15 protein-coding genes and 1 pseudogene are annotated in these 14,952 nt (G+C 69.0%); 10 read left to right on the top strand and 6 right to left on the bottom strand.

Going from position 1 to position 14,952, the window contains the following annotated elements; genetic code table 11:
• Positions 1-71 precede the first annotated feature (71 nt).
• From entS to ACUZ2Y_RS12610, 4 genes are all read left to right on the top strand, one after another.
• Positions 72-1,388, top strand: coding sequence for an enterobactin transporter EntS (gene entS, locus ACUZ2Y_RS12625; protein WP_476330257.1), 1,317 nt, complete (start codon positions 72-74; stop codon positions 1,386-1,388).
• Positions 1,389-1,438: 50 nt separating this feature from the next.
• Entirely contained in the window at positions 1,439-2,467 is a 1,029-nt protein-coding gene (locus ACUZ2Y_RS12620; protein ID WP_476330254.1) for an ABC transporter substrate-binding protein, read from the top strand.
• A 153-nt stretch (positions 2,468-2,620) separates the two neighbouring features.
• Positions 2,621-4,249, top strand: coding sequence for a (2,3-dihydroxybenzoyl)adenylate synthase (locus ACUZ2Y_RS12615; RefSeq protein ID WP_476330251.1), 1,629 nt, complete (start codon positions 2,621-2,623; stop codon positions 4,247-4,249).
• A 35-nt stretch (positions 4,250-4,284) separates the two neighbouring features.
• Positions 4,285-5,643, top strand: a complete 1,359-nt coding sequence (locus ACUZ2Y_RS12610; protein ID WP_476330248.1) for a salicylate synthase — start codon at positions 4,285-4,287, stop codon at positions 5,641-5,643.
• Positions 5,644-5,693: 50 nt separating this feature from the next.
• Here ACUZ2Y_RS12610 and ACUZ2Y_RS12605 read toward each other — a convergent pair whose 3' ends face one another.
• A complete protein-coding gene (locus tag ACUZ2Y_RS12605) occupies positions 5,694-5,960 on the bottom strand; it encodes a hypothetical protein (RefSeq protein WP_476330245.1) in 267 nt (88 codons plus the stop codon).
• 141 nt (positions 5,961-6,101) lie between these two features.
• Between ACUZ2Y_RS12605 and ACUZ2Y_RS12600 the strand changes: the two genes are divergently transcribed.
• Positions 6,102-7,637, top strand: a complete 1,536-nt coding sequence (locus tag ACUZ2Y_RS12600) for an amidohydrolase (protein ID WP_476330242.1) — start codon at positions 6,102-6,104, stop codon at positions 7,635-7,637.
• A gap of 131 nt (positions 7,638-7,768) precedes the next feature.
• Positions 7,769-8,212: a hypothetical protein gene (locus ACUZ2Y_RS12595; protein ID WP_476330240.1), complete on the top strand. Its 444-nt coding sequence runs from the start codon at positions 7,769-7,771 to the stop codon at positions 8,210-8,212.
• Between the two features lie 513 nt (positions 8,213-8,725).
• Here ACUZ2Y_RS12595 and ACUZ2Y_RS12590 read toward each other — a convergent pair.
• Together ACUZ2Y_RS12590 and ACUZ2Y_RS12585 are read right to left on the bottom strand one after the other, a co-directional pair.
• Positions 8,726-9,358, bottom strand: coding sequence for a peroxiredoxin (locus ACUZ2Y_RS12590; RefSeq protein WP_476330237.1), 633 nt, complete (start codon positions 9,356-9,358; stop codon positions 8,726-8,728).
• A gap of 90 nt (positions 9,359-9,448) precedes the next feature.
• Entirely contained in the window at positions 9,449-9,847 is a 399-nt protein-coding gene (locus tag ACUZ2Y_RS12585) for a nuclear transport factor 2 family protein (RefSeq protein WP_476330234.1), read from the bottom strand.
• Positions 9,848-9,932: 85 nt separating this feature from the next.
• Here ACUZ2Y_RS12585 and ACUZ2Y_RS12580 point away from each other — a divergent pair, with 85 nt between their 5' ends.
• Positions 9,933-10,496, top strand: a complete 564-nt coding sequence (locus tag ACUZ2Y_RS12580) for a TetR/AcrR family transcriptional regulator (protein WP_476330232.1) — start codon at positions 9,933-9,935, stop codon at positions 10,494-10,496.
• A gap of 13 nt (positions 10,497-10,509) precedes the next feature.
• Here ACUZ2Y_RS12580 and ACUZ2Y_RS12575 read toward each other — a convergent pair whose 3' ends face one another.
• From ACUZ2Y_RS12575 to ACUZ2Y_RS12565, 3 genes and pseudogenes are all read right to left on the bottom strand, one after another.
• Positions 10,510-10,809: a hypothetical protein gene (locus ACUZ2Y_RS12575; RefSeq protein WP_476330229.1), complete on the bottom strand. Its 300-nt coding sequence runs from the start codon at positions 10,807-10,809 to the stop codon at positions 10,510-10,512.
• A 246-nt stretch (positions 10,810-11,055) separates the two neighbouring features.
• On the bottom strand, positions 11,056-11,925 hold the full coding sequence (locus ACUZ2Y_RS12570) for an SDR family oxidoreductase (RefSeq protein ID WP_476330227.1): 870 nt from the start codon (positions 11,923-11,925) through the stop codon (positions 11,056-11,058).
• Positions 11,926-11,954: 29 nt separating this feature from the next.
• Positions 11,955-12,861: pseudogene (locus ACUZ2Y_RS12565) on the bottom strand (EamA family transporter).
• A gap of 87 nt (positions 12,862-12,948) precedes the next feature.
• Here ACUZ2Y_RS12565 and ACUZ2Y_RS12560 point away from each other — a divergent pair.
• From ACUZ2Y_RS12560 to ACUZ2Y_RS12550, 3 genes are all read left to right on the top strand, one after another.
• Positions 12,949-13,494, top strand: a complete 546-nt coding sequence (locus ACUZ2Y_RS12560) for a MarR family winged helix-turn-helix transcriptional regulator (RefSeq protein WP_476330224.1) — start codon at positions 12,949-12,951, stop codon at positions 13,492-13,494.
• A 55-nt stretch (positions 13,495-13,549) separates the two neighbouring features.
• Positions 13,550-14,011 (top strand): VOC family protein, encoded by a 462-nt coding sequence (locus ACUZ2Y_RS12555; RefSeq protein ID WP_476330221.1) that lies wholly within the window; start codon positions 13,550-13,552, stop codon positions 14,009-14,011.
• An 87-nt stretch (positions 14,012-14,098) separates the two neighbouring features.
• On the top strand, positions 14,099-14,530 hold the full coding sequence (locus ACUZ2Y_RS12550) for a protein-tyrosine phosphatase family protein (RefSeq protein WP_476330218.1): 432 nt from the start codon (positions 14,099-14,101) through the stop codon (positions 14,528-14,530).
• Positions 14,531-14,952 lie beyond the last annotated feature (422 nt).

Genomic DNA, 14,952 nt, shown 5'->3' with positions numbered 1-14,952 from the left:
AGGTGATCGAGTTACGTTAGGCTAGCCTAACTTCTGATAGCAGGATCACGTCCAAAGAGGGGTCACCACAGATGCGCCTGGGGCAACTTGTCGTCGATGTGACGCCTGCCAGGGTCAGCCGAGATTTCCGACTCCTGTTGATCTGCCGGACCGTTGTGCTGCTCGGCGCGGGGTTCATCGCGGTGGCCGCGCCGGTGCAGGTCTACCGGCTCACCGAGTCGTCGCTCCAGGTCGGACTGATCAGCCTGACCCTCGGGATGACCATGCTGCTCGGCTTCACCGCCGGCGGCGTGCTCGCCGACCGGATGGACCGGCGCAAGCTCATCCTGATCAGCAGCATGACCGTGGTGCTGGCGTTCAGCGCGTTCGCGATCAACGCGGCCGTGGCGTCCTCGCACGAGTTGCTCTTCATCTATCTCATCGTGATCGTCGGCGCGGGCGTGGAAGGCATCGGGGAGACGGCGCTGTCCGCGGTCACCCCGGCGCTGGTCGCCCCGGAGCACCTCGCCGCGGGCAGCGGCTTGATCGTGGTGACCTCGCAGCTCGGCCTCATCGCGGGCCCCGCGCTCGGTGGTGTCATCATCGCGGGCGCCGGGCTGCCCGGCACCTACGCCGCCGCGGCCGTCGCGATCCTGATCAGCACGGTCCTGCTCGCCACGCTGCCGGCACTCCCGCCGGGGAAGGACTCCACCGACTCGGGCGAAGGTGGGCGCGAAGGCGTGTTCGCCTCGATCGCCGAAGGGTTCCGCTTCGTCCGGCACAACAAGCTCATTCGCGGCGTGCTGATCATCGACTTGTGCGCCACCGGTTTCGGTGTCCCGCAGACACTTTTCCCGCAGCTGGTCGCCGAGGTGTTCCACGGCGGCCCCGAGATGATCGGCTTGCTGGCCGCCGCCCCGGCCGTCGGCGCCCTGCTCGCGTCCATCAGTTCGGGATGGACCAGCCGGGTGCGCCGCAGCGGCCGGGCGCTGATCGTCGCGGTCCTGCTGATGGGCGCGGCCTACGTCGGCTTCGGGCTGAGCCCGCACCTAGTGCCCGCGATGGTGTTCCTGGCGATCATCGGCGGCGTCGACTCGGTGTCGGAGATCCTGCGTCGCGCGCTGCTCATGCACCACACCCCGGACCACCTGCAGGGCCGGGTCAACAGCCTCTGGCTAGCCCAGGCGAGCACGAGCTATTCGTTGGGCAGCACCACTTCCGGGTTCGCCGCGGGCCTGTTCGGACCGGCCGTGGCGATCATCGGCGCGGGCGCGCTGTGCATCAGCGGCGTGGCCGCGCTGGCGTCGACGTCTCCCGAACTGCGCGACGCGACTCTGGCCATTGAGGACTCCGATGATGTGAGCGGGAGCACCGGGAAGGACTCTGGCGCAGAAGTTAGCTTAGGCTAAGCTAACCTTCGATTTTCGCTGATGGTTGATCCGCGATCGGAAGGACACCGATGAATTCCACCCGCCCCCGCCGAGCCGTCCGGCTCGCGGCCACACTGCTGGCCGCCGCGCTCGTCGGCACCCTGGCCGCCTGTGCCTCCGCCGACAGCAGCAAGCAGGCGGGCCAGGTGTCCGACGCCGCGACCGGGCCGTGGGAGTTCACCGATGACCGCGGCACCAAGGTATCGCTGCCCTCCAAGCCCAAGCGCATCGTGGCCCAGGTACATGCCGCCGCGGCCCTGTGGGACTTCGGCGTCAAGCCGGTCGGCGTGTTCGGCCCGCAGCGCAAGCCCGACGGCACCCCGGACCCGCAGGTCGGCAGCGTCGACCTGAACTCGGTCAAGTCCGTGGGCGCCCAGTTCGGCGAGTTCAACCTCGAGGAATACACCAAGCTGCAGCCGGACCTGGTCGTGACGATCATGTACGGCCCGGCGCTCTGGTACGTCCCGGAAGAGGCGCAGCCCAAGATCGAGAAGCTGGCCCCGATCGTCGGCATCCGGCTCGACGGCAAGTCCGCGGCCGAGTCGATCAAGAAGTTCGGCGAGCTGGCCAAGTCGCTCGGCGCCGACCTCGACGCCCCCGCGGTCAAGGAAGCCAAGGCGGACTTCGACAAGTCCGCCGCGGACGTCACCGCCGCCGCCAAGGCGAACTCCGGCCTCAAGGTCGCCATGGTGATCGGCCAGCAGGAGGGCTACTGGGTCGCGGACCCGAAGTGGCACGGTGACTCCATCCTCTTCAAGGAACTCGGCGTCGACGTCGTCGCCCCCGGCAAGCCCGACGCGGCTTTCGGCTTCGAGATGCTGAGTTGGGAACAGGCCGGTCTCTATCCGGCCGACCTCGTCCTCGAGGACGCGCGGACCCTGGGCATGACCCCGGCCGAGCTGTCGGCGAAGTTCCCCACCTGGAACGAGATCGCCGCGGTCAAGGCGAACCAGGTCGGCAACTGGCGCGCGGAGACCGCGTCGAGCTACAAGGAATACGCCAAGGTGCTCAAGGAACTGGCCGAGAAGGTCAAGGGCGCCCGCTCCGACGTCGTCTAGCCCGCCTCCCCGGAATTTTTAGGATCGGTCACCTGTCGTGTGATGGTGCGGATTGGTGGGTGACCGTGGTCTGTTGCCGTCGCGGTCCCCTGAGGTTCCTGTGGCGCGCGCAGCCGGTATTCAGAACCATCTAGGCGAATCGGGGCATCGACGATGACCAGTGATCTCGGACCGGACCTGACCGAGTGGCCCGCGGACTTCGCCGAGGGCTACCGGCGGGACGGCTATTGGCGCGACCGCACGCTCGACGACCTGCTGCGGCAGTGGGCGGCGGACTACGCCGACCGCACCGCCGTGGTCGACGGCGACCGTCGCTGGACCTATGTCGAGCTCGAGCGGAAGGTAGGCGGCCTGGCCGCCCGCCTGCACGGGCTCGGCATCGGCCGCGACGACCGGGTCGTGGTGCAGCTGCCGAACAAAGCGGAGTTCGTGGTGCTGTGCTTCGCGCTGTTCCGGCTCGGCGCCCAGCCGGTGCTGGCCCTGCCCGCGCACCGCGCCAACGAGATCACTTATCTGTGCCAGAGCAGCGACGCGGTCGCGTACGTGGTGGCCGACCGGCAAGCCGGATTCGACTACCGCGACCTCGCCCGTGACGCCCTGCGCGCGGCGCCCGCGCTCAAGCACGTCCTGGTTGTGGGAGACCCGGCCGAGTTCGAGCCGCTGGAAGCCGGTGCCGGGGAGGTGGGGGACCTCCCCGGCACCGGGCCTGCTTCCGATGTCGCGCTGTTCCTGCTCTCAGGCGGGACCACTGGACTGCCGAAGCTGATTCCCCGCACGCACAACGATTACGCGTACAACATCGAGGCCAGCGCCCGGGTGTGCGGGTTCGACGCGGACACCGTCTACCTGGCCGCCTTGCCGATCGCGCACAACTTCCCGTTCGGCTGCCCCGGCCTGCTCGGCACCTTCAGCGTGGGCGGAACCGTCGTGCTGGCACCGAGTCCGGCTCCGCCCGACACATTCCCGCTCATCGAGCGTGAGCGGGTCACCGTCACCGCGCTGGTGCCGCCGCTGGCGCTGCTGTGGATGGAAGCGGTGAAGTGGGCGGGTCGTGACCTGTCCAGCCTTTCCGTGCTCCAGGTCGGTGGGGCCAAGTTCAAGCCGGCGGCCGCCGCCCGCGTCCGGTCTACTTTGGACTGTCAGTTGCAGCAGGTGTTCGGTATGGCCGAGGGATTGCTCTGCTACACCGGCCTCGACGACCCCGACGAGGTTGTCGTGGGCACCCAGGGCCGCCCGATGTCGCCCGCCGACGAGATCCGTGTGGTCGATCCCGACGGCAATGAGGTCGCCCCCGGTGAACTGGGCGAGCTGCACACCCGCGGCCCCTACACGCTGCGCGGCTACTACCAGGCCGCCGCCTACAACGCCCGCGCCTTTACCGCCGACGGCTTTTACCGCACCGGAGACCTGGTCCGGGTCACCGGGACCGGCCACCTGGTCGTCGAGGGACGCGTGAAGGACATCATCAACCGCGGCGGGGAGAAGATCTCCGCCGAGGAGGTGGAGAACCACCTCCTCGCGCACCCGGCCGTCCGCGACGCCGCCCTCGTCGGCATGCCCGACGACATGCTCGGCGAACGGACCTGCGTCTACGTGCTGGCCCGCGGCGACGCGCCGAGCCTGCCCGACCTGGTCGCCTTCCTGCGCTCGCGCGGCCTGGCCGACTACAAGCTGCCCGACCGGCTCGAAGTCGTCGACGCGTTCCCGGGAACCGGGGTCGGCAAGGTCAGCAAGAAAGACCTGATGGCCGACATCACGGCCAAGCTGGCGGCCGGCCGATGACCGCCGGTATTCACCCCGAACCCTTGGGAGTCACGGTGTCAACCGAAGCCCTGCTGCTCGACGAGCAGTTCACCGGCCGCCTGTCGTACCACGAGATCGAGGTCGACGCGCCCGGAGACCCGCTGCTGGTGAGCACCCGGTTGGTCGAGTCCGGCATCTCCGACACCCACGTCCTCTACGAGCGCCCCGGCGCCTGGGCGGTCGCCCTCGGCGCCTTGGCCGAGATCACCCTGACCCCGTCCGAGGCGGTCCTGGAACTTGTCGACGGCCACCGCACTTCGTTGCGCTGGACGGATTCCCCGGTCGACCGGGTCGCCGAACTCCTTGAGCGGCTGGCGATCGACGGCTGGCGTGCCTACGGCTGGGCCGCGTTCGAACTGGCCTACGCCCATGCGGGCATGCCCGAGCTGATCCCGGACGGCGAGACCCTGCTGCATCTGGTCGTGCCGCACACCGAGGTCCGCATCGCCGACGGCCGCGCCACCATCCGCAGCACCAGCCCCGACATCCTCGACACGATCCGCGCGCTGCTCGTCACCCCCGCGCCCGTGCGCGACTACGAGCCCAGCCCGGTCGCCGTCGAGCACTCCAACGCCGCCGCCTACCGCGAGTCGGTCGCCGCCGCGGTCGAGGACATCAGGGAACGCAGGCTGCAGAAGGTGATCCTGTCCCGCGTGGTGGAGGTCGACCACCCGGTGGACCTGGTCGGCACCTACGTCGTCGGCAGGCAGCGCAACACCCCGGCCCGCTCGTTCCTGATCAGCATGGGCGGCTTGCGGGCCACCGGTTTCAGCCCGGAGATCGTCGCGGAGGTGGACGAGACCGGCTGGGTCACCACCCAGCCGCTGGCGGGCACCCGCGAACTGTCCATATTGGACGCCGACAACACCGAACTGCGCGCGGACCTGTTGAGCGACACCAAGGAGATCTTCGAGCACGCCATCTCGGTCAAGGTGTCGTGGGAGGAACTCACCGAACTGTGCGAACCGGGCAGCGTGGTGGTCGACGACTACATGGCGATCAAGGAGCGGGGAAGCGTGCAGCACCTGGCTTCCTCGGTGTCGGGGCAGCTCGCGGCGGGCCGGAACCCCTGGCAGGCCTTCATCACGCTGTTCCCGGCGGTCACCGCGTCCGGCATCCCGAAGCGGGCCGCCTACCCGGTCATCCAGCGCCACGAGACCCACCCACGCGGCCTATACAGCGGAGCCGTGCTGACGGTCGACCAGTCCGGCGCACTCGACGCCGCCCTGGTCCTGCGCACCATCTTCCAGCGCGACGGGAAGACGTGGCTGCGCGCGGGCGCGGGCATCGTCGAGCAGTCCCGCCCCGACCGGGAACTGGAGGAGACCTGCGAAAAGCTGCGCAGCGTCGCCCTTCATGTAGTTCGCGCCTGACGCATGGGGCCGATGCCAACAGGCATCAGCCGCCCAACGCCCGAACCGCCTCAGGAAACCTTCCGGTGCGTCCGGTCGTCGTAGACGCCCAGCGCTGACGCTCCGGTGACGGTGAGGTACACCCGGCCGCCCGGCCGATCGACCTCGATCAGTCCCGCGCGGTTCAGTTCGTAGAGGGCCACCAGGTCGTGGCCGGGTGGGAACCGTCCCTGGTGAACGGTGGCGAATCCACCGGACAGGCCGATGTCCCCGCGCCACACGACATCGCGGTCGCGGACGGTGGCGAGCATTCGGTGGTGGATCGGTGTGACGTTCATGTGGGCTCCTGTCACCCACGACTTGGTCGCGGTGGTCTGTGTGAGCTGGACCACATCACTGTGGTCCATTCGGGTGTCCCTCCGCGTCCGCATAACCACGGATGAAGGTACGTACTTCCGGGTCGGTGGGAGAGTGGAACCGTGATCCTCGACGTCAAGCTCGTGCGCGGCCGAATCCTCACCATGGACCCCGAACACCCCACCGCGAGCACGGTCGGAGTGTGGCGGGGACGGATCGTCGGGCTCGATGACGACGTGGCCGATCTTCCCGCCAAACGCACCGTCGACCTCGACGGCGCCACCGTGCTCCCTGGCTTCATCGACGCCCACACCCATCTCACCTGGGCCGGACGCGCACGGCGCACCATCGACGTGTCCGCGTGCCGCACAGCCGAGCAGGTGGTCGACGCCTTGCGGGGCACCGAGGGGGAGGGGTGGATCGAGGGGTCCGGCTACGACCGGCGGGCGCTGGACCGGCCGGTGACCGCAGCCGACCTCGACACGGTCAGCGCCGACCGCGACATCTACGTGCAGGACGTCTCCGGTCACGCGTGCGTGGTCAACTCCGCGGTGCTCAAGCAGCTGCCGGGCATCGTCAGCGACGGGTGGCTCACCGAGAGCGACCAGTCCGCGGCCCGCGCCCTGCGGCTGCCGTACTCCCTCGACGAGATCTGCGAAGACCTGCACCACAGCGCCCGCCAAGTGCTCTCCGAGGGCATCACGACCTGCGCGGAGGCCGGTGTCGGCGGCGGGCTGCTGGCGGGCAGCCCGGTCGAGGTCGCCGCCTACCAGCGGGCGGACCTGCCCATCCGCGTGCAGCTCATGGTGTCGGCCGACGTCCTGCACCCGGTCGGCGCACACGTCGACGACGGCATCACCCGGTCGATCGACCTCGGGCTGCGCACCGGTTTCGGCGGCGACCGGCTGTCCATCGGCGCGCTCAAGGTGTGGACCGACGGCGGCATGATGGCGCGCACGGCGGCGCTGACCGAACCGTACGTCGGCACGGACAACACCGGTGTCCTCCTCGACGAGCGCGCCGCGATCCTCGACGGCCACGCGGCGGGGTGGCAGCTGGCCGTGCACGCCATCGGCGACCGCGCCGTCGACTTCGTGCTCGACACCATCGCCGAGGCGCAGGCGTGTGTCCCGCGGCCGGACGCCCGCCACCGCATCGAGCACTGCGGACTCGTCCGCCCCGACCAGCTTTCCCGGATCGCCGAACTCGGCCTGATCCCGGTGCTGCAACCGACCTTCCTCTGGGCCTATGGCGACGACTATGCCGCGATCATGGGCCCGGAACGCGCGCCCTGGATGTACCGGGGCCGCTCGTTCCTCGACCACGGCATCGCGATCGCGGGCAGCTCCGACCGCCCGGTCGCCGACGGCGCACCGCTGCGCGCCATCGAGTTCATGGTCGAACGCCAGTCCGCCAACGGTGGACACATCGGCGCGGGCGAGGAGATCACGGTCGACGAAGCCATCGCCGCGTACACCCTCGGCGGCGCCTATGCGTGCGGGCTGGAAGCGGATCTGGGCAGCGTCACCCCGGGCAAGCTCGCCGATTTCACGGTGCTGGCCGACGATCCCCGCACCGCTGCCCGTATCTCAGCCGTCGAGGTGCTGGCCACGGTCGTGGGCGGGGACTTCGTCTTCGGATCGTGGGCGGCCTCATGATCGCGGCGGGGTGACCGGCCACGACACACTCTGTGGGAGGCGCGGGACATCTTCACTCGGCCGGGTGTTTGTCCCGGTGCTGCTGGGGGACTCGCAGCGCGGTACCGATCGCTGTGCGGTCCACTTGGGACATGACGAAACACGCCCCCATCACGCGCCTTCTCACCGCGCTCATGTTGTGTTGCGCCATGCTCGTGCCGATGACGGGCACCGCGGCGGCCACCCCGGCCGCACCCGTGACCACCGAGCACGACGTCACAGCGAACAAGGTCAAGGCAAAGGTCAACGCCAAACTGCTCGACACAAAGGTGAAGGTCAACGCCGACGCCCGCATCGACGGCAAACTCGACCTGCCGAAGGACAACGCCCGCTCGCTTGAACTGATCGTCGTCCAGCGGTTGGTCGCGGGTGCCTGGGTCGATGTCTCCACCGGCTCTTGTCGGCCCAACTACAGCTTCCGGCTGACCGTGTCGTTCAGCATCGCCGCCACATACACCCTGCGGGTGTTCTACCCGGAAACCGCCACGGCGACGGCCGCCGCTTCCGGGACCTTCAACCTGACCGTTTTGGGCTGAGCAAGCACCAGACCCGATGAACCACGCCCGCGGTGGCCGAGCGCCACCGCGGGCTCCACCTGTGACTGACCCGCGAATCTGGTCGCACCCACCGCACCGCACCGCACCGCACCGCCACACAACTCGCACCGAATCACAGCACACCTCGAACCTGCACCACCCACAGCCCCACCCGGACGAGGAAACCCCAAGGGAGCGCTGGCTTTTTAATCCCTGCTCTGCCCCCTGCTCCCTCGTCCTGGCCATCCTTAACTTTCGATCATCGGTGTCAAGGGTCAGCTCCGCTGATCGCGCAGCGACGGCGCTTGCGCCGCCCTTACGCCGATGATCGAAAGTTAAACAATTATGGCTGAGGGAGACTTCCCTTTGATGCCAACGAGAACTCGGGGCCTGAAGAACCTGAAGGTGATCCCTTCGGAGGTGCCATGACGAAACGGCTGTCCTTGAACAATCTCTAGCCGCAAACCGAGCCGGGCCTCGCCGATCGGCAGGGCCCGGCTCGCGTTCGATCGCTCAGTTCGTGGGCTGGGCGATGAAGCGCAGGTACGGCTTGACCTCGTCGACATCGCCGAACTTCGCCTTGGCGTCCTCAGTGGACACGGTCGGCGGGACGATCACCCGGTCGCCTTCGCGCCAGTCAACCGGGGTCGCTACGGCTGCCCGGTCGGTGAGGCGAAGTGCGTCGAGGCAGCGCAGGATCTCGTCGAAGTTGCGGCCGACGCTCTTCGGGTAGGTCAGGGTGAGGCGGATCTTGTCGGCCGGGTCGATGATGAAAACCGACCGCACCGAGGAGGTGTCGCCCGCGTTCGGGTGGATCATCCCGAACAGGTTCGCGACCTTCTTGTCCGGATCGGCGACGATCGGGTAGTCGACCGTTGTCTTGTTGACCTCGTCGATGTCCGGGACCCACTTGTTGTGGTCTTCGACCGAGTCCACCGACAGTGCGATGGGCTTGGCGTCGCGAGCGGCCCACTCCTGCTTGAGCTGCGCGACGCGGCCCAGTTCGGTGGTGCAGACCGGCGTGAAGTCGGCCGGGTGGCTGAACAGCACAGCCCAGCTGCCGCTCTTCCAGGCGTGGAACTCGATCGCCCCGGCCGTGCTGTCGGCGGTGAAGTCAGGCGCGGTGTCACCCAATTGCAGGCTCACTAGCGGGCCTCCCATGATGTCCGGACATTTGCGCCGCGAGTCTAGGGAGATCCCAGCGCGGTGGCGATCGATCCCACCCTGTAGACGCCGCTACCGGCCGGTCAGAAGCTCGGTCAACGTCGTCGACGATCCCGCGTCCGGGGTCTTGCTGTACCCCAGCGCCTCGACGATCATGCCATCGCGCACGAGCATGAGGTTCACCCCGCGAACCGAGTCCGTGGGTCCCTCGCCGAACCGGTAGCGCCAGCGGATCGTCGCCCGGTCTCCGGAGACAGCCACGTCCTCGGGCTCGAACTGCCCTGCGCGGTCGTTCGCCAGCGCCTCCCAGAACGCCAGACACGCGTCGCGCCCCTCGTAGCGGGCGCCGTCCGGGGCGGGCTGCACGGCCTCCATGACGCAGTCCTCCCCGACGAGGTCGCGGAGCAGGCTCCCGTCGTGTTCGACGAATGCCTGGTTGAACTGGCGCATGACCTCGGCGGTGCCGGACATGGTGTTCTCCCCAAAGTAGAACGACTGGTCTACACAACCATATAGACCGGTTGATCTACTCGTCAAGGTGTGCGATCTTGTCCCCGTGAACGCACGAGTCGAGCCGGGTCCGCGAGAGCGGCTGCTCCGGGCCGCGCAGAGCCTGAGCTACACCCACGGCACCACGATCGGCGTCGACGCCCTGCTCAAGGCGGCCAACGTCGCGCGGCGGTCGCTCTACGAGCACTTCGGCGGCAAGGATGGCTTGATCGCCGAGATGCTGCGCCGCAGCGCGAACGAGGACGAAGCGGCGTACCGCGCGGTCATGGCGGCGGCCGGTGACGACCCCCGCGACCGGCTGCTGGCCATCTTCGACGAACTCGACCGGGTCGTGTCCGCCCCGGAGTTTCGAGGCTGCCGCTACCTCGCCGCCGACCTCGCCTCGGCCGAGGCCGACCACCCGGCCCACGCGGTCACCAGGGACTACCGCGAACGGATCCGCGGCCTGCTGGAAACCGAGGCACGCCGGTCGGGGCACCCCGAGCCCGCCCGCGCCGCCGACCAGCTGCACCTGCTGATCGAGGGTGTCCTCGCGACCGGAGCCTCCCGGCCCGGCACCCGGCCCGCGGCCACCGCCCGCGACCTCGCCAGGGTCGTTCTCGACCGCTGACGCGCCCACCGGCTTAAGCCCGCCCCCAAAACACCAAACCCGGCTCCACTGAACGGACCCTGTCGATCGGCAGGGTGCTGTGGGTGTCGGTCGCCCGATGTGTCGGGCGGTGCCGCCGCCATAGCGTTCTCCACCGGGAACGCGATGGTGTCCTGCGCGGGTTCGCGCGGCGGGCCTCGGGGCCCTCGCGCAGCACGCCGATGATCTCGCGCAGCCGCTCGGTGGCGTTGCCCGCTCCGACCCGCAGCCCGCCGACCGCTTCGCGGTGGTGTTCGGCCAGGTCCGCGGCGAGTTCCAGCTCGCCCGCGCGCACGGTGAGCCGGGCGGATCACGACAGTGGGCACTTTCCACACACCGGTGACGATGTGGAGCCAGCTGCGAAATGGTCTGCCGCCGGCACACCCAGATGGCGGATAATGCAGGAAACCCGGCAAGGACTGGGAATCTGTCCCGACCTTTGGTGACTATGTGTCCGTGTCGCGTCGGGATCGCGGCTAACCCATCGGTCAGACCGACCGCGCCCCTCCGTCTGGTCTAGGTGCCCGACTGGTGCTTGCGTTCAGGCGAAGACCGAGGCGTGGTCGCGTAGGAAGTCGTCGATGTCTCGGGGTGGGTGGCCGACCACATCGGTGAAGTCGGTGGTTGTGTAGTCGCCCCAGCCGGTTGCGTAGGCCTGGGAGTATTCGATCAGCATGTCGGTGATCCAGGTCGAAGTGCCGTATCCCAGAAGGGTTTCGCGCTGGGTTTCGTCGGGGACCGGTCGGTAGCCGACCGGTTTGCCGAGGATTCGGGTAAGTCCTGCGGCGATGTCGGTGAAGGAGACTGATCGGGGGCCGGTTGGGGTGTAGATCTTGCCGTTGTGATGCCGCGGTTCGTCGGTGAGGATTCGGGCGGCGAACTCCGCGATGTCTCGGACGTCGATCATGCCCATCCGGGCATCGCCGGCGTTGAGGGAGAAGGCTCCCCGCGCGGCGATGTCTCCCGCCTCGTTCAGCAGGTTCTGCATGAACCAGTGCGGGCGCAGGATGGTCCAGCTCAGCCCGGACTCCCGCAGTTCGCGGTCAGCCAGGGCATGCAGCCGTCCGCTGCGGGTCGGTGCGTCGTGGGATGCGCCGACGGCGGAGAGGCGCACCACCCGTTCGACGCCTGCCTGCCTGGCCGCCCAGAGGGCGTTCATGCTGTTCTCCGGGGCCCTCGGGCCGTTGGGAACAAGCAGCCACAGGTCGTGGACACCGTCGAAGGCAGGCGGCAGCGATCGCGGGTCGTCCAGGTCGCCGACGACCGCGTGGACGCCCTGGGCCCGCAGCGCCACCGCCTTGGCGGGGTCTCGGACCATTGCCCGGATGTCGAAGTCAGATCCCGCGAGCCTCGCCCGCAGCGCGGTGGAGACGCTGCCGGTAGCACCGGTGATCAGCAAGGTGCGACGCATAGTCGATGTTTCCCTTCGTGGTCAGTGAGTCAGCGGGTCAGCAGTGCGCGGGCCGCTTGTGGTGTGAGTTGTGCGCCGAGGATCGAGACCATGGCCACGGCGAACCCGATCGTCTGCGCGATGGTCAGCGGCTGCCCGAGCACGAGCCAGCCCAAGGCGGTCGCGACCACGGGGGAGAGCAGGACGAGGAACGACACCGCCGACACCGGCAGCCGCCCGACGCCCTGGAACCAGAGCACGTATGCCAGCAGGGTGCCGACGAGCGCCAGCCAGGCGTACCCGCCGACCGCGGCCGCGTCCAACCGGGGGGGCGGGCCCTCGAAGATCGCCGCGAGCGGGACGAGCAGCAGACCACCGGCCGCGAGCTGCCACCCGGTGAACGACAGCAGACCGGCGCCGTCCGGTGGACCCCACCGCTTGGTGAGCACAATGCCCGTGGCCATCGACAAGGCCGCCGCGAGGCCCGCCACAACGCCGACGAGGTCGAAGCCCGCGTCCCCGCGCAGCACCATCATGGCGACACCCGCCACGCCGGCGACGCCCCAGCCGAGCCGCCACGTCGTCGGCCGCTCTCCCAGCAGCACCACGGCCAAACCGGCGACGAGGAGTGGCTGCATCGAGGTGAGGGTGGCCGCGACGCCCCCCGGGCAGGCGGTAGGCGGCGATAAACAGCAGCGCGTTGAACGCACCGATGTTGAGCGCGCCCAGCACCGCGGAGCGCCACCACCACCGGCCGCGCGGGAGCGTCCGGGTGAGCAGCAGGACCGCGAGCCCGGCCGGGAGCGCGCGAAGCACAGCGGAGAGCAGCGGGCGGTCCGGCGGGAGGAACTCGGTGGTCACCAGGTACGTCGTCCCCCAGCTGATCGGCGCGATGGCGGCGAGAGCGGTGAACGCCGCCGTGCGCGTCGCATCATCGACGGCAGGTGCGGAAGTCATGGCAAACTCCTCAACATTGAAATGTTCAATGTTGAAGACTTTAAGGTTGTTGGTACTCTTCGTCAACCGACTTCGAGGAAGGTCCGGATGGGCGACAACGTCGACCGAGTGCTGGGACAGTGGCGTGCCGAGCGGCCCGACCTGGACGCGTCGCCGATGGGTGTCGTCGGCCGCGTCCAGCGGGCGAGCAGGCGGCTCGAGCGCGGGCTGAGCGAGAACTTCGCCCAGCACGACCTGCAGCTCTGGGAGTTCGACATCCTCGGCACCCTGCGCCGGTCCGGGCCGCCCCACCGGCTGACCGCGGGCGCGCTCTCGGACAGCTCCATGGTCACCTCCGGCGCCATCACCAACCGCATCGACCGGCTGGTGGCCAGGGGCCTGGTGACCCGCGAGACCGATCCCGACAACCGGCGCTCCGTCGTGATCACCCTGACCGAGCGCGGCTTGGCCCTGGTCGACGAGGTCCTCGTCCACCACGTGGCCCACGAGGAACGCCTGCTGGCCTGCCTGAGCGCCGAGGAACAGACGCAACTCGCGGCCCTGCTGCGCACCCTGCTCATCGGGCTCGGAGACGTGCCCAGCCCGGACGCGGGTTCGAGGCGTGTCATCAAATCCGGGCGGACCGCGGACTGAACCTGTCCGCAAGGCGTGTCAGGGTGGGGTCCATGGACGCAGAACGGAGCAGCCGATGAGCCGCCACATCCAGATCACCTTCGACGCCCACGATCCGCGGGCGCTGTCCTCCTTCTGGCGTGACGTACTGGGCTACGTCCACCCCGGCCCGCCCGGTGTCGAGCTGCCCGTTGGCGCCGACCCGCTGGCCGCGTGGGACGAGTTCCTAGCGCGGGTGGGTGTGCCGGAGGAGCAGCGCAACACGCGGTCGGCCATCGAGGATCCGGACGGGCACGGTCCGCGGGTTTTCTTCCAGCAGGTGCCCGAAAACAAGGTCGCGAAGAACCGGGTCCACCTCGATGTCCGTGCGGCCCCTGGACTGGAGGGGGAGGAGCGGATGGCGGCGCTGGAGGCCGAGTGTGAGCGGCTCGTCGCGCTCGGAGCGACGCGGGTGCGCCGCGACGAGCCCGCTCCGCCGATGAGCGCGGGCTTTATCGTGATGGCCGACCCCGAGGGCAACGAGTTCTGCCTGGACTGACCCGGCGCGAAAGCGAGCGCGGCACTCAGTCCGGATGTCACAGTCGTGGCTGATGGATCGCCGCCACACTCATCGAAAGGACGTCGAGTGACGAATGCGACTTGGGCCCCGGACACGCCGGGACTGCTGCGTCTGCCGTCCGGGTCGCTCGTCCGCGGCCGGGGCCTGCGAAACCCGCTTCCCGCGGGTCAGCTGCCCGAGTTCGGGATATACCTGCAGGGCAAGGAACCCGCCAAGGTCGACTGGGAAAGCCGATGGGTGCGGTGGAAGGACTTCTGGCTGCCCTCCGACCCCGCGGCCTTCTCCGACACGTTGCGTGAATTACTGAAGCGCGCCGAGAACGATCGCGTCGAAATAGCCTGCGGCGGCGGCTTCGGACGAACCGGCACAGCGATGTCCTGCCTCGTCACCCTCGAAGGCGTTCCCGCCGCCAAAGCTGTCGCCTACGTTCGCGAGAACTACTCGCCCCGAGCCGTCGAAACCCCATGGCAGAAACGATTCGTCGCCCGCTTCGCCTGAATCCACAGTGCGCGAACGACCGGCGACCCGCGCTGCGAGCGAGCGACCGCGCCCAGGAGCTGCTGGGCGCCGGCGACGACTGGGCGGCGGAACTGCCGCGCGGAACAAGTCGTCGTCGGTGACCTGGAGACCGAGCGGAACGGGTGGCCGACATGCTCACCGCGTATTACCCGCGTCCGTTCGACGAACCGGCCGCTCGGGCCGCGGACGACGGGTCCGCCGGTGGATGTCGATCACATGACATCGAGCCGGGTCCCCGCGCCGCGGGGGCTCTTGGTGGTGCTGGTCGCCGCGGCCGGGCTGGCCGCGTGCGGCACCGAGCCGGGATCGTGCACGGCGACCGTCATCGCCGTGGAAGCCCGTGCGGGTCACCGATCCGGTCGCCCCACCGACCTTGGCGGCGACGGTGACCGCGGGCGGCG

The sequence above is a fragment of the Actinokineospora sp. UV203 genome (assembly GCF_056323665.1).
The sequence above is the reverse complement of the archived record's forward strand: the minus strand, read 5'-3'. Positions and strand labels throughout refer to the sequence as shown.

What these genes read in the sequence shown, in the direction of transcription:
- entS (WP_476330257.1), top strand. Translation starts at nt 72, where the DNA reads ATGCGCCTGGGGCAACTTGTCGTCGATGTGACGCCTGCCAGGGTCAGC.
- ACUZ2Y_RS12620 (WP_476330254.1), top strand. Translation starts at nt 1,439, where the DNA reads ATGAATTCCACCCGCCCCCGCCGAGCCGTCCGGCTCGCGGCCACACTG.
- ACUZ2Y_RS12615 (WP_476330251.1), top strand. Translation starts at nt 2,621, where the DNA reads ATGACCAGTGATCTCGGACCGGACCTGACCGAGTGGCCCGCGGACTTC.
- ACUZ2Y_RS12605 (WP_476330245.1), bottom strand. Translation starts at nt 5,960, where the DNA reads ATGAACGTCACACCGATCCACCACCGAATGCTCGCCACCGTCCGCGAC.
- ACUZ2Y_RS12595 (WP_476330240.1), top strand. Translation starts at nt 7,769, where the DNA reads ATGACGAAACACGCCCCCATCACGCGCCTTCTCACCGCGCTCATGTTG.
- ACUZ2Y_RS12585 (WP_476330234.1), bottom strand. Translation starts at nt 9,847, where the DNA reads ATGTCCGGCACCGCCGAGGTCATGCGCCAGTTCAACCAGGCATTCGTC.
- ACUZ2Y_RS12570 (WP_476330227.1), bottom strand. Translation starts at nt 11,925, where the DNA reads ATGCGTCGCACCTTGCTGATCACCGGTGCTACCGGCAGCGTCTCCACC.
- ACUZ2Y_RS12560 (WP_476330224.1), top strand. Translation starts at nt 12,949, where the DNA reads ATGGGCGACAACGTCGACCGAGTGCTGGGACAGTGGCGTGCCGAGCGG.
- ACUZ2Y_RS12555 (WP_476330221.1), top strand. Translation starts at nt 13,550, where the DNA reads ATGAGCCGCCACATCCAGATCACCTTCGACGCCCACGATCCGCGGGCG.